Here is an 18,502-nt window from a genome sequence, read left to right on the forward strand (position 1 = left end):
CTTCTTTCTTAATGGAGGAAATATGCTAAGTATTAATAATATTGATAAAATTATTGTAAATGTTTAATATTTAATAAATAGTTCTTATTGGTGTTGGTAAGCAAATGAAAGAGTTATTGATTCATGTAGAAGGAGAGGATGATAAGTGTATTCTTTCTAAGTTTTTTAGTGTGTTAGGAATAAATAATAATATTGAATATTTTGTACATAATGGAAAAAATAATATTAGAAAGTATTTAAAAAATAGCTATAGAGTCCAAGAAAATGTCAGTCAATTTATATTAATAGATTCAGATGAGTATAATGTGCCAGATTCACAAGGTACAGCAAGAAAGCAATTAGGAGTTGAATCAGAAAGTATAAAAGTTTTTTGTGCAGTTCCTTGTATAGAGGCATGGTTATTTGCTGATATAAAAAACTTGATAAATAATGTTGAGGATTCTGAAAAAAAAGCTCAATTAGAAAGATTTCCATTGCCTGAAAGTATTCCTTATCCGAAGCAAACATTTTTTAATTTATTTAATAATGGTAGGAGAAATAATAAGTCCTTTGATTTTGTTTTTAATTCAATTGATATAAATCAAGCTGTTTCAAGATCACCATCATTAAGAGTTTTTTTGAATTCTATTTTAGATGATTTAGATTTGGAAACATTTAAATATGAAAAAATTCTAAAAAACTCTATTCCACGAGATGTTTTTGCTACTTTATTGCAAGAATTACCTAAAGAAAAAATTGTTTGGAAAACATTAGATGGAAATACTTTTAATGCTTTAGAGCTTTCTAAGGAAATAGAGAATGGTACGGATTTAGGTAAACAGTATATTTCTGATTTGTTAAGAATAGCTAGAGATATGCTTGCGAGAAAGGCTGAAAAGTGAAAATTTTATTTGTAACATCGTATGATGAGCAAACTAGCGCAAATTTACTAATTGCAAATAATATTCTTGATGGTGATGAGGTGTTTATTTGTGAAAAACAAGCTAATAGGGAGTCTTTCTATTCTAGATTTCCTCATTTAAATAATGCTTATTTAATGATAATGTCGCATGGGGATAGTTGTCTAGTTCTTGATAATAATAAGGAAGTTATAATTTCACTTGATGATTTTGATAAGTTTAGTAATACTAAGTTTTTTTTATGGGCATGTAATACTAGTAGAATATTAGGAGAAAAGATTTCCCAAAATAGTAATATTTGGTGGGGGTATAATTGTCCTATTACAGCACCAATTAATGATGAAAAATATAAAGATTTTTATATAAGGATATTTAGAATAATTAAATCTAGGTATGTAGATGGTATAGATGAAAGCACTGTTCATCAAATTTTAAATGAGATAAAAAGTATATGTGACGAAATTAATCAACAATTAGATAATATGATTGAAAGTGGATTAGTAGAAATTCAAGACTCTATGTCTATTTATTCATGCTTTCGAAATATATGGGCAAACCTTGTGGTTTGGTTAAGCCCACAAAACAGCATCAAACATTCAGAAGCCCCAGAAGGACTGTTAGATATTTAGAATATGTAGATTCATTTTTTGCAAAAATGACACCATTTTTATTTGAAATAACTGATAGACAAAGCTAAAAAAGTGTCTATACTTTGTTCACCATTTCTAAAAACATATGGAGAACAAAAATGGTTACTGCTGGCGAAAAACCCGGAACAGGCTTCTATTTTTGTATTCAGTGCGGACGTCGCACTTACTTAGAAATTGGTACAGACCGTTTACCCCCGTGTACCAAATGCCATGGCACTGAATTTAAAAAATAACAGTACCTAGCGACATTGATAAAACAGACAACCTGTTTTTAAACAAAAGCCCTATTACTCCATAGGGCTTTTTGTTATTTATAACTTAGTGAAGTAGAACAATAACAACCAATCACGATCAATCAGTTTAGAGATCATGGTGGAAACAATTTTAAACCGCTTTAAAATTAATGTACTTCAATACGTGTCGTGACTTTAATTTTTCGGCATTCTTTATCGCTTTCGACTAGGGATCTGATTTTAAAATCATAAAATCGAACTTCTCTGTTTTGCATGGCAAATTGTTCAGGTGTTTTAATTTCTAAGCATTGAAAAGGACGTAGGTTTTTTAAAATTTCTTTTTGTTTATCTGTCATTTTCTGTGTGGACAAATACACATAGCCTTTGCTAGTTTTTAATAAAATATCATGTGCTTGTGGTTCACTTGAACTGGTCACTTTTACAATATGCGTTTTTAATACTTTGCATGAACTCAGTGAGAGTGTCGTAAGCATAATCAAGAGCGCCATTTTTGTTTTCATGGTGATGATATTCTTTGAAATCAATGTGCCAACTTTACATGAAAACTTTTAAAATCAGCAACTTCCAATATGCTTGTTATGCAATGAAATGCTTTTAAAACTTATCCCCTCAAAATTTAAACTACAAAACTGTATATCACACCTAAATTCAGCCTAAAATAAACACAGAAAATAAAGAAAAACAGGGTGAATATAATGAATATCGCTCAACTTACAGATTTCTTGCTTTATTGCACGTTAATTAACTATGTCATTCTATTAATTTGGTTTTTTGCTTTTATTTTTGCCAAAAGTGCTATTAAAAAATTGCATACGCAATGGTTTAAATTGTCGGATCAAAACTTTGATGCAATTCATTATTCAGCGATGGCCGTCTATAAAATTGGCATCCTGTTACTGAATCTTGTGCCATTGATTGCATTAAAATTACTTTAATACGCTTAAATTTTACAGCGTATGAAATGGACAAGGTATTCTATTGATTTAGATTGATATGACTTTAGTGCGCCAATTTACAATGGCTTGAAATTATGATTGTTCATCAAAAAAACAGTAGTTTTGAGCAGTAAGTATCAGAATAAAAATCGCTCGGTTAGCGGTTAATCAGCAAGAACAATCACGCAGTTTTATTTAGCCATTTCATCCCAAAACAAGTTAAATTTTGGTCGGATTTTGACTGTGAAAATGTATTAAAAACAATTATTCTATAAAAAATCATGTCGGACATTCCATAGTAATGAATATACTGGAAAAAGTACTTTCAACCCATACGTTTGCCCGACGAATTGCTATTTTTTTAAGCATTATAATATTGGGTTGGATTGATCTGGCAACAGGTTTTGAATATGCATTTTCGGTATTTTACCTCGTGCCTGTATCTATTGCCGCTTGGTATGACAGCGTAAAAAGTAGCGTGGCCACGATTATCATATCTGGCCTGACATGGCTTTATGCCGACTTTAGCGCAGGACATTATTATTCAACGCCATTTGCTCCCTTTTGGAATGGATGTGTCCGATTAGGATTTTTTAGTATTGTTGCCCTGTTGTTAATTAAAGTGCGCAAAAATCTTGCAGCACTCACCATGATGGCAATGCAAGATACATTAACCTCTTTAAATAATGTACGTGCATTCAATTTTGAATATCAATTACTGCACAAAATTAGCCTCAGAAAAGGCATGCAATTTGCAGTTGGTATGATTGATTTAGATGGTTTTAAGGCAGTGAATGATCAATTAGGACATAGTGCAGGCGATGATGTACTGGTGAAATTTGCGCAAGTGCTGAAACAATCTTCACGCAGTTCAGACATTTTGGCCCGTATGGGTGGGGATGAGTTTGTGGTGATTTTACTAGATACAGACCAAGCCGGTGCAGAAGAATATTCACGTAAATTACGGGAAATGTTTTTCAATAGCGGTTTAAAACAAGAGTATGGTATTGATTTTAGTATGGGGATTCGTATTTTTAATAGCTTACCTAAAGATTGCGAAGATGCGACACATCAAGCAGATCAACTGATGTATCAAGCAAAAGCCTTAGGAAAATCTCAAACCACGATTTGTTTTGCTTAAAGTGAAGTTTTTTAGAGTGATTAAAATTCCAATAAATTGTATTTTTATGCAATAAAAAATCATTATTTTATCTAAAATGGTAATAAATACTGTTTTTAATAATTTAAGTGAAAAAAATTACTGAAAAATATAAAAATTAGTTTTTCTTAGGGAAATAATCCCGAAGTGATCTTGGTAAATTATATCTCAAGGGTGTGACGGGGATCGAAAAGAGTAGATGCTACCAGTTACTTATAAAGTCAGTGTAGTACTCGCCCAAAAGGTCTCGATTCTGCTTAGGACGCTATAGATCACAAGTTTATAGGCTAAAAGTTGTCGCTTACAAAGCTATAATTGTTGAAGTTAAACATGATGTTTTCCCCAACACCCTAAAAAATTCGCTATCAAATAAAACAGAATAACAATATAAAAATAATGATAAATCAAAATTATAGAGTAAATTTTAAATTAGAAAGTATAGATACAAATGAACAATTCATATCCATAGATCAAATCTGTTACTTTAAAGGTCATCCGCTGCATATGCAGGGAATCGTGATATAGCCTGCGTTTATATTAAAGATAAGTATATTAAAAATAAGGTCAGCAATTTTTTATGCTGCTGTATAAGCGATAACACAACCACAAAAGCTAGATAAAAATAATGGGTAAAAGGAGTTTAGTCCGATGAATCAACTCAAACCTTCACTTATTTTAGGCGGTTTAATTTGCTTAGGCATGATTATCGCGGGCTGGATTTTAGCCAATAGCGCACTGAAAATTAAACAATATGAACGGATTGTTTCAGTTAAAGGTTTATCGGAGCGTGAAGTGAAAGCCGACGTTGCAGTGTGGCCCATTCGTTTTAGTTCAGCCAACCAAGATCTGACCCAGTTATACGACACAATGGAAACCCATACTCAGCAAATTCAGGCCTTCTTAAAAAGCGAAGGTTTTACGGCAGAGGAAATTACCACGGCTGCCCCCGGAACCACCGATAAATATGCCCAACAATATGGCGGCGATGCAAATGTTGCGCTACGTTATACCGCCCATCAAACCATTACCGTATATACCCATAAAATAGATGCGGTACGTGGGGCGCAAAGTCGTTTAGTGGTATTGGGTAAAAAAGGTATTGCCTTTGGTGGCGATGACTCTGGACAAAGAACCGAATATTTATTTACTAAATTGAATGAAATTAAACCTGCCATGATTGAGCAAGCAACCCAAAATGCACGCAGTGTTGCAGAAAAATTTGCTGCCGATTCTAAAAGTGGTTTAGGCAAAATTAAATCGGCAAATCAAGGCTTGTTTAGTATTGAAGATCGGGACAGTAATACACCGTATTTAAAGAAAGTACGGGTTGTGTCAACAGTGGATTATTATCTAGCAGATTAAGCTGATACCGCCTTATACAGTGATTGACAGCTGAATTAGGCCTTGTTATTTTCGCCCTTAAATTTTTCGATTACGCTGTACACTATGCCTCCAAACCATTTTGTTTATATGCCTCCGCAACAACCACTTTGCATAGTCTATGAAGATGATGATTTGGTGGTGATTGACAAGCCTGCGGGGTTATTGTCTGTACCTGGACGTTTGCCTGAGCATCAAGACAGTGCCTATTTACGTGTGGTTGAAAAATATCCTCATGCTAAAATCACCCATCGTCTAGATATGGCAACCTCGGGTATTTTAATGTTTGCTAAACACCGCAATGCCGAAGTTGCAGTGAGCAAGATGTTCCAAGCGAGGACAGTGAAAAAAAATTATATTGCGCTAGTACAAGGCAAACTCGAAGGTCAGGGCAGTGTGGATGTACCCCTGATGACCGACTGGGAAAATCGTCCGCGTCAGATGGTGCATTTTGAATTGGGGAAAGTGGCAAAAACCTTGTATCAAGCTGTGCAGTATTTTGAGGCAGATGATATCACTCGCGTATTACTGACGCCTGTAACTGGACGTTCGCATCAGTTACGTGTGCATATGCAATATATTGGGCATCCCATTACAGGGGATCAGTTTTATCACCCTGACTATCAACAGTCACCATTGAAACGTATGGCATTACATGCGAGTTATTTGGCATTTAAGCAACCGTTGAGTGGGGCAGAGGTTGAAATAAGAGGAAGCCTTCCATTTTAAAGTATGGATTGTAAAACAACCATAGATTACTGCTGTGGGTGTCTAGTTTTAGAATCATAATAGGCTTCTTTGGAGGGGTATTTTTAATCAACATACGTGGTTGCTCACGCTAAAATTAAAAAGCTTAGATGGTGCTACTTTTACAGAATTAAATTTTGAATATTTTTTGCTTTATGTACGTCATCTATTGATCAGGATTTAACAGCCATATTGGATTAAATCGCTAAACTGAAACAAACTTGAGCTAATCTCAGTACAATGGTATAGCTGTACATAATGAAGATAAGGAAACTCCCCATGACACGTAATTTTGAACAATTTCCAGATGACGACAATGGCAATGTACTGTGGCAAATGGCTGAAGATGGTGATGACCTAACAGAAGCACATGAAATTGAATTTTCTATTGCATTTCAAACTGAAGAACAAGCTGAAAAATGTGCACTTTATTTACTTAAAGAAGAACAAAAAATCAGCATGTTTGAAGATGAAGATTCTGACACAGCAGAATGGGTGATTACGATTTATGTGTATATGGAGCCTGAATATTCAGACATCGTAGATTTAGAAGAATGGTTTGGCAAAATTGCAGAACAACATGGCGGTGAATACGATGGTTGGGGCTGCATGGCTTATGTCTATGATGATGAAGATGTTGAAGAAGAATCAACCTAAAAGATGAGTTTATTTGATTATTTAATCCGAAGCTTGGATAGAATTTGACTTGAAAAAGATGGCTGGAAACCCTTAGGGAGTACTACGACCTCAGCTTCTAGCCATCATATACTTACGCCATATACGGCTTTATTTTGTGTTATTGATGATATTTTTCAGTATTTTGAAGCAATTTGTTGAAAACGCTAAAACAACAGGGTGCATGAATCAGAACCCGATTATCTCAGCTGAGTCTTTCAGGAATTATATTCATCTATATTCGGTATCAATGCCTTCAATTGAATAACTTTAAAGTTTTTTTAGCGCATGAACTCAGTATAAAAACAAACTATTCAAAAAACCTTCCTAAATTTTAAAAGACTTGCTCTTCGCAAATAATTTTTTGATGAATGTACATTAACTCACATTGCATACCTGACTTTTACCCTGATGAAGCATTAGCACAATACTCATTTATGCATGAATTCCATAACTTTTATTTGGCAGGAATTTATGCACTGTTTGTGTGCCGATGAGTGATGTCATTAAAATAAACCAACTATTCAGTGGGGCGAAGGATTCGCTTAAGCAGGACTCGGTTGATTATAAAGTTTTGCTAAATAATCATTGATTTTAAAAAGAAAAATTAAATAAATTTATTGAAATTCCTTTTTTTGAACGCGTATTTGAAATATAATGTGAAACATGTCGCATTAATTCTAAAAAATAAGGTTTACATCGTGATATTGCAGCAATATAAAATTGTTTTCGGGGGAACAATGGGAGCAGGAAAATCTGCTGCCATAAAAGCATTATCTGATACTGGTGTTGTCAGCACAGAAGCAGTTAATACTGACACTCAAGCACATCAAAAAGCGTTAACAACTGTCGGCATTGATTATGGCGAAATTAGTTTAGATGACGGTACTAAGATAGGTTTATACGGCACACCCGGACAAGACCGCTTTGATTTTATGTGGTCAATTGTATGTAAAGGTGCAATAGGTATCGTCGTTTTAATTGATCATAGTAGTTCCCAAAGATTGAAAGACTTAGAGTTCTATTTAAAAGCATTTGAAGATTTGGGTACGAATATTGTCATTGGGGTAACACATTTAGATTTAGAACATGATCAGAAGTTAAAAATATATCGGGATTGGATGCAAATTCATCAAAAACAATTCCCCTTATTTGCAGTTGATGCACGCAAAAAAGATGATGTTTTGTTAATGATAGAAACGCTAATCGCAAAATTAGAAATGCAACCTGCAATAAATATATAAAAGGTCAGAAAATGATTAATTCACGTGAAGTCGGACAAGAATTCAAAGTATTTTCTAGCCAAGAATTGCACGAGTTTTTAAATGAAGTGAGTGGTGTAAATTTTGTGATGTTGTGTTCATCTGATGGTTTTGAGCTGTCGCTTGCTTCAAAAAAAAATATAGAGAACACCGGAAAAATTGCTGCCGTAAGTAGCTCAATCTTAGCAATGGTCTCCGCTTTCATATCCGAAATTCAATTGTTCGGATGTCAAACAATTACTTTAGATGCGGAAAACGGCAAAGTGTTTTTAACTGCCGTAGACCATCCGCAGCATCCTATGGTGATTGTTGCTGTGACCAATAAAGACATTTTGATGGGGCAAATGTTGTATTACTTCAAAAAGTTGAGTGATAGTTTGGCAAAGCCTCAAATTAAAAAAGTTTCGGAAATATCCAATAGCTGAGATCAGAAGTTTAATTCTTTTGGATATAGCTAATATTATGATTTTAATATGGTTTTAAAATGACACAAGCTTTGAAAATAGCGATATTTGGTTTAAATACGACAGACCTAAACCTATTGAAGACTCAGATTTTGTTATGTCTGCCTTCAGATACTCATCTTAAGTGGGTCAATATTGCTGAGGAAAAAATTGATGTGTTATTCGTCAGTGATGTTTTTTTTAATTCGATTGGTATTCAAAAGGTATTAAACGAAAGAGCGAAACGATATTTGAGATTAACCAAATCGAATAGTGATTTGGGGCGAATTATTGATGATCAATTATTCTATCCATTTTCCAATTTAAGATACTTGCATGAGTGGCTTGCACAAGAAACTTTGTCTGATATTAAGCCCATCGAATCTGAGCGAAATGATAGGCAATTTTATCTTGATACAAGAAGTAAATTTCCTGTCGCTTTAAAACCTGATGCGACTATAGAAGACGTATTTGCAGAGATCTTTACGCCACGCAATGGGTATATTCAATTGTTTGATGCCAGTGGCTTTATTGCACTTGTCGATACACGGACAGAGCGTGTATGGGTTGAAGAAAATATGACTGGATTGCAGTTTAACGAGTCTTTGAACCAAACCTATGCAACGAGTCAAATTGTTCAAGAGCAAATTGAAGGCAAGTTAATTTATGATTTGCGAGTTTGGTTGTGGCTAATTTTAAGTCAGTCTTCCATGCTACAGCTTCCGAAAGTAGAACTGAATCAGAATTTTAAATTAGAGATTTGGCCACAGTTTGAAAGAGATATACGTCGGCGAGATTACTTGAAAATTGCAGCCTGTTTTTCAGAAGGTGCCAATATTGAGGTCGTTAAACAACATCTGAATTTAACGGATGAAAAAATCTTAAATTTTGTTGGCTGTGCGAAATTGCTTCAATTGGGGCGGTTTGTTGAATCGGATGAAGTTAAATTTTTTACAGATATAAACCAGATTGAAACTGGTCAGACAAATAAACTTCGAAGCTTTTTTGGAAAGCTTCGAAAGAAACTTGGCTTATAAATAAATTTTTCAGGGGAAACCCTATTATTGAGGTGTAAAAAATGGCACGTATTGGTTTAGATACATTAACAAATTTAGATGGTTTTGTTGCAGCTGCATTGGTGGATAGTGAGAGCGGATTAGCTTTGGCAACACAGGGGAGTGGTGTAGATTTAGAGCTGGCTGCAGCAGGTAATACTGAAGTTATTCGTTCAAAACGTAAGGTTGCTAAAACATTGCAACTAAATGATAGTATTGAAGATATTTTAATTACTTTGGGTAAGCAATATCATTTAATCCGTCCTTTAGATTCGAATGATGCATTATTTCTTTATTTGGTATTAGATCGTTCTAAATCGAACTTAGCAATGGCTCGTTATGAGTTAAAGGCATTTGAAAAAGAGTTAGATTTTTCTTAATAAAGTCCAAATTACGGATAAGAAAGTGACTTGAAAAAACATGACAGGGAGCGATTAGGACGTTACCACATAGCCTAAAGCTTCCTGTACATCATGTACTTATGCCATATATGGCTCATACATTTTAATGTTATGTTGCTGATAGCTTTTTCAACAGTTTGCAACCAGTTACGGGTAAGTATTAAAACGAAATCGTAAATACTAAAAAACTTGGCAAGCTCATGCTTTTTTTTATCTATGATGGATTCAACTAAAATCATATAAAAGCCAAAACGATACAAAAGTTAAAGTTACACAGCGTAAAATGACTGCCTCATAAAACAAAAATAAGGAATGAAATCGTGAGTCATACAGTAAAACTGCATCGCGTATTCAGTGCGCCACCAGAACGGGTATTTAAAGCATTTATTGACCCTGATGCTTTGGTGAAATGGATGGCACCCTATGGGTTTACCGCCAAAGTTCATCATCTTGATGCTAAAGTGGGTGGAACGTATAAAATGTCCTTTTGTAATTTTTCTACAGGTTCGAGCCACGGTTTTAGTGGAATCTATCATGAGTTGGTTGCAAACCAGTTGTTGCGCTATACCGACCAGTTTGATGATCCGAATTTATCAGGGAAAATTGAAGTGATTATTCAGCTTAAAGCCGTTTCTGTGGGCACAGAAGTTAATATTACTCAATCGGGGATTCCTGATATCATTCCAGTTGAAGCCTGTTATTTAGGATGGCAAGAGTCATTGCAATTGTTGGCTTTATTGGTTAATCCTGAAATTCCAGATCAATAAAACCTCCTTATATATTAATGAATTTCATTAATGTATTTACTGGTATGAATATAAGTGTAAAGACAATAAAAAAAGAGAGAAGTAATAGGTGAATAATACTGAACAAATTCAAAAATTAGAGCAGAAAGCTCGAGCTGCAATGTTATCTGTATATCAGAATGATACCGATGATAATGCAGTGCGTTTATATGCTGAACATCATCTAGAGGAGCTTGAGCCAGAGTATTGGCTTAAAAACTTAGGGACTGCAACACCTCAACCTTTACAGATTTTAAAGGTGCTAGAACTGAGTCCACATATTGATTGGGTGCTTGGGGAGGATGAAAATTATCGGATTGATTTCACCCTACCAGAAGAAGTAACTCAATATGTTTTATGTGTAGAGCTGGATCGGGATGAGATGGTGGTTGGAATTTCGATGGAAAGTTAATATGTTTAACGGATAGATCATCATGAATATCTATATAAAACGTATTTATACAGCCGCTTCGGACATGGATGGCAAACGAATTTTAGTCGATCGACTTTGGCCTAGAGGTATTAAAAAGGAAGATGCCAAAATTGATTTGTGGCCTAAGGAAATCACACCATCGACTGAGTTGCGAAAATGGTTTCATCAAGACATTGAGCATCGTTGGGACGACTTTCAACAGCGCTATAAAGCAGAACTGATGGAACAGCCAGAGATGCTTCAGTATATTCGGAAGGTCGCTCAACAAGAAAAAGTGACTTTAATTACTGCTACTAAAAATGAACATGATAATCATGTGGTTGTACTCAAACAGATGTTAGAACAAGGCTAAGTCTGTTGAAGCTTTGTTTATTCCATAAAATAAATAGGGTTTTAGCAATCGATTTGAAGATAAAATGTTATATTAGTATTTTTGAGGTTTTTTATGTCTTTGCCAAATTGCCCAAAATGTAACTCAGAATATGCTTATCAAGATGGTGATTTGCTGATTTGTCCAGAATGTTCTCATGAGTGGAAAGAGAGTGAAAGCAAGGCTGAAGAAGTCACAATCATTAAAGACGCAAATGGCAATATCCTCAGTGATGGTGATACGGTGACAGTCGTTAAAGATCTGAAAATTAAAGGCTCTTCATCTGTCGTAAAAGTAGGTACAAAAGCGAAAAATATTCGTTTATTGACAGATGCGAGTGATGGTCATGATATTGATTGTAAAGTAGATGGTTTTGGCCCAATGAAACTTAAATCTGAGTTTGTAAAAAAAGCTTAACCAACAGTAATTGAAGTCAAAAAGCCCTCGCTAAAATGTGAGGGCTTTTTTTAAAGCGAGCGGAATGGATTTACTGAACCGATTGATTAAATATGAATAGATTGGTCTGCTGATTCAGCATAGAGCATGCTATAACGAAGCAATGATCTTAAAGGATTTTTGTTATGCCACATATTCATTTGGAATATTCAGCCAATATTGAAAACTTAGCACCGCAACCACTTCTGCTTGCTTTAAACCAAGCATTGCTCGATGGCGCTTATGTGCATTTGGCCAATGATGTAAAAAGTCGTGCTGTTTGTCAGCATGATTATGTCATTGGTTTAGGGGATGAATCGCAAGCTTATGTACACGCCAAAGTTTCATTATTGACAGGGCGAACTGTGGAGTTACAACAGGAAATTTCCCAATTATTATTAAGTGTACTTGAGCAGCATTTGCCTAAGCAAAGCCAACTGAGTTTACAAATTTGTGTAGAAATTTTAGAAATGCAGAAAGCAACCTATAGCAAAAAAATTGTCTAATCTGTAGCAAGCAAATAGGGTTAATGATGGAATGCCAGCCAGTTAAGGGTTTTAGAAATAAAGTCCTTAGTTTTTAGTTGTTCACGACGGAGTCTTATATTTTTAAATCAAACACTTGGAGCTAATCTATTACTTTGGATAAGCCCAAAGTAATCAAAGGCATTTGTCATCCGCAAAACTCGTCAAATACCTTTTATTGATTAATAAATCGCAGAAACCTTACTTTTTTAAAATAGTTTTGCCTCGAACAGTTGCGGATGACGTTTTCGCGTATCGAGTAATATTATGAATTTAAAAAATAAAATGCCAGTTAATTTTTTAACTGACTGGCATTAGTTAATGAGATCCTAGATTTTATTCTCTTTTATGATTTGATGACTCAAGATCAATTATTTAATCATTTGGGTTGTTGAAGCTATATTTTAAGAAAAAATCACATTATCAATTCGTAACAAAACATACTTTTGAAAAAGCAAAAAGTCATTTATATTGAATACAAGATTGATTAATATTTAATCAACATAATGCTTTTTATAAACTTTAAAATAACAAGAGGGTGTTCACAATGTCTGGATGGTATGAGTTGAGTCAAAGCAGTGACGGACAATATCGCTTTGTTTTAAAAGCAGGAAATGGTGAAGTTATTTTGACCAGTGAATTATATAAGGCGAGAGCCTCTGCACAAAACGGGATTGAATCGGTACAAAAAAATAGTGCAGATGAAAGTCGTTTTGAACGCAAGGAAGCAAAAAACGGTAAGCCTTATTTTAATTTAAAAGCGGTTAATCATCAAATTATTGGAACCAGTCAATTTTATGCAACTGAGCAATCGCGTGAAAAGGGAATTGAGTCGGTCAAAAGTAATGGTTCAAGTACGACGATTAAAGATTTAACAGCTTAAATTAAAGCGGTATGTATATCAAAGTATGTATGAATACATACTTTTTTTTATGGATCAATGAAACACCTGTTGCGGCTTTTTTAAATAGGATAAAACCTGATCTCCAAGCGATAAACGAATGGATGAACAGGTTTTAATCGCTTGAGGATTAAAAGCGCTTAGGAATTCTCTGCCCATTTGGCACAGGCATTTCAGCATTTTTCAGTACGCCAAAGAGCCATGCTTCAGCATGATTAACAGCAACTTTTAATTCATCACCTTGCGCTAAACGACCTGCAATAAAGCTCGCCAATGAGCAACCTGAACCGTGATATTCCCCTTCAAGACGCGGGCATCGAGTTTCAGAAACCAATTGAGTATTGATGTATAAAGCATTGCGAATATAGTCAGGGGTGTCTTCATGTCCACCTTTGATTAAAACGGCTTGAGCACCCATTTCAAAGAGTTTTGCTGTGGCTTTTTCTAAGTCTTGTTCACCAGTTAAAGCACGCAGTTCAACAGTATTCGGAGTAATCACTGTCGCCAAAGGAACGAGCTCTACAAAAGCTTTAACCAATGTTTCCTGATTCCCTAATGAACCGCCACTATTGGCAACGAGTACAGGATCGAGCACATATAAATAGTCTGGATGCTCGCGTAGAAATTCAGCCAAAGCCGCAATATTATCTGTGGTGCCGAGCATGCCAGACTTAACACACTTAATGGGCAAATCGCCGACCACAGCATGGGCTTGAGCAAGTAAAAGTTCTTTAGAGGTCGCTGTAAAGCCAAACACTTGTTGCGAGTTTTGAATTGTCAGGGCGGTACAAGCAATGGCTGCATGTGCACCACTTTGACCAATCGCTTCAATATCTGCTTGCAAGCCAGCTCCGCCTGATGGATCTAAACCAGAAAAGCAAAGTACAGTAGGGCGCACCATGATATCCTTCTTGACAAAATTTGCCTTAGTATAGGCAAATTTGAGCCAAGTCTCGATAGTATTTATTCAGTAAAAATTTAAGTTAAAAGGGTCAGTCTGTGATTAAAAATATTTTGATTGATTTAGATGGAACACTTACGGATCCCAAAGTGGGGATTACCACCAGTGCACGTTATGGTTTAAATAAAATTGGTCATCCGATTGCCGATGATGTCAATATTGACTGGATTATTGGCCCGCCATTAAAAGCCTCTCTGGCAAAAATTTTAAATGTCGATGTACATGATGTTTTGGCTGAACAAGCTTTAATGGGATATCGTGAACGATTTGCAGTTACGGGTTTATATGAAAACCACGTTTTTCCTCAAGTGGCTGAAACCTTAAAAGCATTGCAACAACAAGGCTACCGTCTATTTTTAGCAACGGCAAAACCAGAAGTGTATGCCAAACAAATTTTAGAGCATTTTGATTTATTGCAATATTTTGAATATCCCTATGGCAGCGAATTAAACGGGGAGCGTACCAATAAAGGTTATTTGATTGAATATATTCTTAAAAAAGAACAGTTAGATTCGGCTGAATGTTTAATGGTTGGTGATCGTGAGCATGATATTTTTGGTGCGCGTCGTTATGGAATAGAAACCATTGCGGTGGAATATGGTTATGGTTCAAAAGCAGAGTTGGATGCGGCACAACCCAAAGCACGAATTCAACAATTTTCAGAAATTTTGAATCATGTCGGGCATTAATTCTGATCAAGCGATTGCGTGATTTCTGATGCGTAAATCGCTTTTTTACAGCAAAGCCTTGCTGAAATTTACATTTAAGACGATTTTCAGTTTATCTTATTCGCCTTAAATGTTATCTCAAATCGAGGTACAGCGTTTCTTTCACTTCTTCCATCACGATATAACTATGTGATGATGCGGAAGAGGGTAATTTCTTCAGTAAATCACCTAGTAAGCGACGATAGGCACTCATTTCTTTTAGCCGTGCTTTGACCAAATAATCGAATTCACCTGAAATGAGATGGCATTCTAAGACTTCAGGGATTTCAATCAGGTCACGGGCAACCTGATCAAACACATCACCCGATTTAGCCGATAATTTAATTTCTAAAAAAACCAATAAGCTACGATTTACCAACTCAGGATTAAGTCGGGCATAGTAGCCCATAATAACGCCATCCCGTTCTAAACGCTTCACGCGTTCAGAGCAGGGTGTGGTCGATAAATTAACCCGTGATGCCAACTCACTAATTGCAATCCGCCCATTACGTTGCAAGATCTCTAAAATTTGATGATCAATTCGATCTAATTTACGCATGAGTTTTTTCCTTTTTTTAGGGTTATTTCATACTGAATTTATTAATTTAACTACATTATAGTGATTAAAACAGTGAAAAAAACTATTTATTGCAAAATATACTAGTTAAATAAACTAAATATACGTAAAGGAAGAGCGATGCGTGTAATTGTCTTAGGTAGCGGTGTTATTGGTGTTGCAAGTGCGTATTACCTAGCGCAGCAGGGAGCAACCGTAACTGTTTTAGACCGCCAGTCGGGTCCAGCAGAAGAAACCAGTTTTGGTAATGCAGGACAAATCTCACCTGGATATTCTACACCTTGGGCTGCACCAGGGATTCCTTTTAAAGCCGTAAAATGGATGTTCCAACATCATGCGCCACTTGCCATTAATATTGATGGCAGTATGTGGCAGTTGAATTGGATGGCGCAAATGCTTAAAAACTGCAATCCAAATAGCTATGCCATCAATAAAGAGCGCATGACCCGTGTTGCAGAATATAGCCGTGATTGTTTACGAGAGCTTAGAAAAGAGACTGGAATCAGTTACGAACATCGCTCGAAAGGAACATTACAAGTCTTCCGTAATGAAGCTCAACTTGATGCAGTACAGCGTGATATTCAAGTGCTTAAAGAATGTGGCGTAGATTATGAACTGTTACTTAAAGATGAACTTGCAAAAGTAGAACCTGCTTTAGAACATGCCAAAGATAAATTGGTCGGTGGTTTGCATTTGCCGAATGATGAAACAGGTGACTGTTATATGTTCACCAATGCCTTAGCTGATTTAGCCAAAGGTTTAGGTGTCGATTTCAAATTTAACCAAAATGTTGAAAGACTTGTGGTTGAAGGTGATGAGATTAAAGGTGTTGTGGTCGATGGTAAAGTCTTAACTGCGGATCGTTACGTCTTGGCATTTGGTAGTTACTCACGTGACTTCCTTAAACCACTCAATTTGAATTTACCTGTTTATCCTGTGAAAGGCTATTCACTCACAATTCCAATTGTCGATCCTGCTTTTGCACCGCAATCAACTGTGCTGGATGAAACCTACAAAATTGCCATTACGCGTTTTGATCAACGTATTCGTGTTGGTGGTATGGCGGAATTGAGTGGATTTAATCATGGCTTGAATACTGACCGCCGTGCAACTTTGGAAATGGTCACCCAAGATTTATTCCCGGGTGGTGATTTAGCACAGGCTTCTTTCTGGACCGGTTTACGTCCAATGACCCCTGATAGCACACCAATTATTGGTGCAACAGGTTATAAAAATCTGTTCCTTAATACTGGTCATGGCACTTTAGGTTGGACCATGGCATGTGGTTCAGGCAAATTAATCAGTGATTTGGTCATGAATCATAAGCCAGATATTAGTACGGATGGCTTGTCTATTTTGCGCTATCCACATGCTGCTTAAAATCATCTGAAATTGATTATTCAAGGAAGAATAAAATGCCACGTCCAATTACTGCAATCATTCATCACGAAGCATTGCAGCATAATTTAACCATTGCCAAACAGCAGATGCCAAATAGCAAAGTCTTTGCTGTGGTTAAAGCCAATGCATATGGTCACGGTATCGAACATGTCTATTCGTCATTTAAAACGGCAGATGGTTTTGCCTTGCTCGATATTGCAGAAGCTCGACGGTTGCGTGAATTGGGTTGGATAGGTGCAATTTTATTATTAGAAGGCATTTTTTCCGCGCAAGATTTACAGGATTGCCTTGAGTTAAATTTGAGTTTTACCATTCATAGTGAACATCAACTTTGTTGGATTGAGCAATTTTCTCCCGTTGCTCACTTTGATGTTTATTTAAAAATGAATAGTGGTATGAACCGTTTAGGTTTTCATCCTGAGCATTATCGACATGCTTGGCACAGATTAAATCAGCTGGATCAAATTCAAAGCATCACCCATATGATGCATTTTTCCGATGCAGACAGTGATCGATTTGGCGAGTCGGGTATTGACTATCAATACACCATTTTTGAAGAAACGATTCGCGATTTACCCGGTGAAAGAACGGTGTGTAATAGTGCTGCGATTCTTAGACATTCAGCGCTACATTCAGACACTGTGCGCAGTGGAATCATGCTTTATGGGAGTTCTCCCGATTATCCAACGCACACCATTCAAGATTGGAATTTGCAGCCGAGCATGAGCTTGCGCAGTGAAATTATTGCCATTCAAGACATCCAAAGTCATGACAGTGTGGGCTACGGCTCGACTTTTATTGCTGAGCAAGCGATGAAAATAGGCATTGTCGCGTGTGGTTATGCCGATGGCTATCAACGTATTTCACCGACAGGAACGCCTGTATTGGTGAATTCAATTCGGACCAAAATCATTGGGCGTATCAGTATGGATATGCTCGCAGTAGATATTTCAAATATTGAAGATGTGGACGTGGGCAGCGAGGTTGTACTTTGGGGGAAATCGTCCAATGGCACGATTCTTCCCATCGATGAAGTCGCTGCAAGTTCAGGAACAATCGGCTATGAACTGATGTGTGCAGTCACCGCACGTGTCAATTTTATCAACCAAGAATAAGGACATAAGCATGTCAAACCATGATATCCAAAAGATCAACAGTAACGAAGTAATGAGCGCTGTAACCGTGTTTAATCAGGTGGTGTATTTGTCAGGTCAAGTGCCTAAAAATACCGATGCAGATGTCGCTGGGCAAACGCGTGAAATTTTAGCGACCATTGATGAATTACTGGCATTGGCCAATACCGATAAGACCCGATTATTGTCTGTTCAAATTTATTTAAAAAACTTACCCGATTTTTCAACAGTGAATGCAATTTGGATTGACTGGCTTCAGGGTTGTGTGGCACCTTCGCGCGCAACAATTCAAGCCGATTTGGTTAACCCAAATTGGCTCATTGAAATCGCAGTAACAGCAGCACAAAAGTAATGTGGTGTTGTTGAGAAACAAATGAAATACTTAGAATGAAGATGAAATGTAATCCATTTCGTT

General features: G+C 36.2%; 25 protein-coding genes. 22 read left to right on the forward strand and 3 right to left on the reverse strand.

Annotation, left to right across the window (positions count from 1 at the left end):
- Nucleotides 1-104: 104 nt before the first annotated feature.
- The 3 genes from BLV99_RS11465 (at nt 105) to BLV99_RS11475 (ending at nt 1,782) form a co-directional block, all read left to right on the forward strand.
- Nucleotides 105-881 carry a DUF4276 family protein gene (locus tag BLV99_RS11465; RefSeq protein WP_092690766.1) on the forward strand — a complete coding sequence of 259 codons (777 nt, stop codon included), beginning with the start codon at nt 105-107 and terminating at the stop codon, nt 879-881.
- Complete coding sequence (locus BLV99_RS11470) at nt 878-1,528, forward strand: hypothetical protein (protein WP_092690768.1); 651 nt, start codon at nt 878-880, stop codon at nt 1,526-1,528. The genes BLV99_RS11465 and BLV99_RS11470 overlap by 4 nt, the downstream gene beginning before the upstream one ends.
- A 104-nt stretch (nt 1,529-1,632) precedes the next feature.
- Nucleotides 1,633-1,782: a zinc ribbon-containing protein gene (locus BLV99_RS11475; RefSeq protein WP_280138275.1), complete on the forward strand. Its 150-nt coding sequence runs from the start codon at nt 1,633-1,635 to the stop codon at nt 1,780-1,782.
- Between the two features lie 167 nt (nt 1,783-1,949).
- Here the strand turns inward: BLV99_RS11475 and BLV99_RS11480 are convergent, their stop codons facing one another.
- The gene (locus tag BLV99_RS11480; protein ID WP_244516306.1) at nt 1,950-2,291 is read right to left on the reverse strand and encodes a hypothetical protein; all 342 of its coding nucleotides are present in this window, start codon (nt 2,289-2,291) and stop codon (nt 1,950-1,952) included.
- A gap of 207 nt (nt 2,292-2,498) precedes the next feature.
- On the opposite strand from BLV99_RS11480, the gene BLV99_RS11485 reads away from it, so the two are divergent.
- The 15 genes from BLV99_RS11485 to BLV99_RS11560 all read left to right on the forward strand — a co-directional run bounded on the left by BLV99_RS11485 (nt 2,499) and on the right by BLV99_RS11560 (nt 13,290).
- On the forward strand, nt 2,499-2,738 hold the full coding sequence (locus tag BLV99_RS11485) for a DUF6868 family protein (RefSeq protein WP_092690773.1): 240 nt from the start codon (nt 2,499-2,501) through the stop codon (nt 2,736-2,738).
- 301 nt (nt 2,739-3,039) lie between these two features.
- Nucleotides 3,040-3,879, forward strand: coding sequence for a GGDEF domain-containing protein (locus BLV99_RS11490; RefSeq protein WP_086185348.1), 840 nt, complete (start codon nt 3,040-3,042; stop codon nt 3,877-3,879).
- Between the two features lie 666 nt (nt 3,880-4,545).
- Nucleotides 4,546-5,259, forward strand: coding sequence for an SIMPL domain-containing protein (locus tag BLV99_RS11495; RefSeq protein WP_086185347.1), 714 nt, complete (start codon nt 4,546-4,548; stop codon nt 5,257-5,259).
- A gap of 84 nt (nt 5,260-5,343) precedes the next feature.
- Nucleotides 5,344-6,006: an RluA family pseudouridine synthase gene (locus BLV99_RS11500; protein ID WP_092690776.1), complete on the forward strand. Its 663-nt coding sequence runs from the start codon at nt 5,344-5,346 to the stop codon at nt 6,004-6,006.
- A gap of 297 nt (nt 6,007-6,303) precedes the next feature.
- The gene (locus tag BLV99_RS11505; protein ID WP_086185345.1) at nt 6,304-6,681 is read left to right on the forward strand and encodes a ribonuclease E inhibitor RraB; all 378 of its coding nucleotides are present in this window, start codon (nt 6,304-6,306) and stop codon (nt 6,679-6,681) included.
- 719 nt (nt 6,682-7,400) lie between these two features.
- Nucleotides 7,401-7,943: a GTP-binding protein gene (locus tag BLV99_RS11510; protein ID WP_086164926.1), complete on the forward strand. Its 543-nt coding sequence runs from the start codon at nt 7,401-7,403 to the stop codon at nt 7,941-7,943.
- An 11-nt stretch (nt 7,944-7,954) separates the two neighbouring features.
- Complete coding sequence (locus BLV99_RS11515; RefSeq protein WP_086185344.1) at nt 7,955-8,386, forward strand: roadblock/LC7 domain-containing protein; 432 nt, start codon at nt 7,955-7,957, stop codon at nt 8,384-8,386.
- A gap of 59 nt (nt 8,387-8,445) precedes the next feature.
- Nucleotides 8,446-9,441: a hypothetical protein gene (locus tag BLV99_RS11520; RefSeq protein WP_092690778.1), complete on the forward strand. Its 996-nt coding sequence runs from the start codon at nt 8,446-8,448 to the stop codon at nt 9,439-9,441.
- A 41-nt stretch (nt 9,442-9,482) separates the two neighbouring features.
- Nucleotides 9,483-9,839 carry a roadblock/LC7 domain-containing protein gene (locus tag BLV99_RS11525; protein WP_086185342.1) on the forward strand — a complete coding sequence of 119 codons (357 nt, stop codon included), beginning with the start codon at nt 9,483-9,485 and terminating at the stop codon, nt 9,837-9,839.
- Nucleotides 9,840-10,180: 341 nt separating this feature from the next.
- Nucleotides 10,181-10,627 (forward strand): SRPBCC family protein, encoded by a 447-nt coding sequence (locus tag BLV99_RS11535; RefSeq protein ID WP_086185340.1) that lies wholly within the window; start codon nt 10,181-10,183, stop codon nt 10,625-10,627.
- A gap of 88 nt (nt 10,628-10,715) precedes the next feature.
- The gene (locus BLV99_RS11540; RefSeq protein ID WP_244516307.1) at nt 10,716-11,057 is read left to right on the forward strand and encodes a DUF2004 domain-containing protein; all 342 of its coding nucleotides are present in this window, start codon (nt 10,716-10,718) and stop codon (nt 11,055-11,057) included.
- Nucleotides 11,058-11,079: 22 nt separating this feature from the next.
- Nucleotides 11,080-11,430 carry a DUF488 domain-containing protein gene (locus tag BLV99_RS11545; RefSeq protein ID WP_092690780.1) on the forward strand — a complete coding sequence of 117 codons (351 nt, stop codon included), beginning with the start codon at nt 11,080-11,082 and terminating at the stop codon, nt 11,428-11,430.
- Between the two features lie 93 nt (nt 11,431-11,523).
- Nucleotides 11,524-11,865 carry a zinc ribbon domain-containing protein YjdM gene (locus BLV99_RS11550; RefSeq protein ID WP_086164774.1) on the forward strand — a complete coding sequence of 114 codons (342 nt, stop codon included), beginning with the start codon at nt 11,524-11,526 and terminating at the stop codon, nt 11,863-11,865.
- Between the two features lie 164 nt (nt 11,866-12,029).
- Nucleotides 12,030-12,389, forward strand: a complete 360-nt coding sequence (locus tag BLV99_RS11555; RefSeq protein ID WP_092690783.1) for a 5-carboxymethyl-2-hydroxymuconate Delta-isomerase — start codon at nt 12,030-12,032, stop codon at nt 12,387-12,389.
- Nucleotides 12,390-12,954: 565 nt separating this feature from the next.
- On the forward strand, nt 12,955-13,290 hold the full coding sequence (locus tag BLV99_RS11560; RefSeq protein WP_086185336.1) for a YegP family protein: 336 nt from the start codon (nt 12,955-12,957) through the stop codon (nt 13,288-13,290).
- 148 nt (nt 13,291-13,438) lie between these two features.
- Here the strand turns inward: BLV99_RS11560 and BLV99_RS11565 are convergent, their stop codons facing one another.
- Entirely contained in the window at nt 13,439-14,206 is a 768-nt protein-coding gene (locus BLV99_RS11565; protein ID WP_092690812.1) for a hydroxymethylpyrimidine/phosphomethylpyrimidine kinase, read from the reverse strand.
- A 101-nt stretch (nt 14,207-14,307) separates the two neighbouring features.
- On the opposite strand from BLV99_RS11565, the gene BLV99_RS11570 reads away from it, so the two are divergent.
- Complete coding sequence (locus BLV99_RS11570) at nt 14,308-14,958, forward strand: HAD-IA family hydrolase (protein ID WP_092690785.1); 651 nt, start codon at nt 14,308-14,310, stop codon at nt 14,956-14,958.
- A gap of 112 nt (nt 14,959-15,070) precedes the next feature.
- Here BLV99_RS11570 and BLV99_RS11575 read toward each other — a convergent pair whose 3' ends face one another.
- Nucleotides 15,071-15,535: an Lrp/AsnC ligand binding domain-containing protein gene (locus tag BLV99_RS11575; protein WP_092690787.1), complete on the reverse strand. Its 465-nt coding sequence runs from the start codon at nt 15,533-15,535 to the stop codon at nt 15,071-15,073.
- Nucleotides 15,536-15,673: 138 nt separating this feature from the next.
- Between BLV99_RS11575 and BLV99_RS11580 the strand changes: the two genes are divergently transcribed.
- The 3 genes from BLV99_RS11580 to BLV99_RS11590 are packed head-to-tail and all read left to right on the forward strand — an operon-like array spanning nt 15,674 to nt 18,439.
- On the forward strand, nt 15,674-16,933 hold the full coding sequence (locus BLV99_RS11580; protein WP_092690790.1) for a D-amino acid dehydrogenase: 1,260 nt from the start codon (nt 15,674-15,676) through the stop codon (nt 16,931-16,933).
- A gap of 35 nt (nt 16,934-16,968) precedes the next feature.
- On the forward strand, nt 16,969-18,069 hold the full coding sequence (alr, locus tag BLV99_RS11585; protein ID WP_092690793.1) for an alanine racemase: 1,101 nt from the start codon (nt 16,969-16,971) through the stop codon (nt 18,067-18,069).
- Between the two features lie 10 nt (nt 18,070-18,079).
- Nucleotides 18,080-18,439 (forward strand): RidA family protein, encoded by a 360-nt coding sequence (locus tag BLV99_RS11590; RefSeq protein ID WP_086185886.1) that lies wholly within the window; start codon nt 18,080-18,082, stop codon nt 18,437-18,439.
- The last annotated feature ends 63 nt before the right edge of the window (nt 18,440-18,502 follow it).

The organism is Acinetobacter kyonggiensis, from assembly GCF_900107285.1.
Taxonomy (GTDB): Bacteria; Pseudomonadota; Gammaproteobacteria; order Pseudomonadales; family Moraxellaceae; genus Acinetobacter; species Acinetobacter kyonggiensis.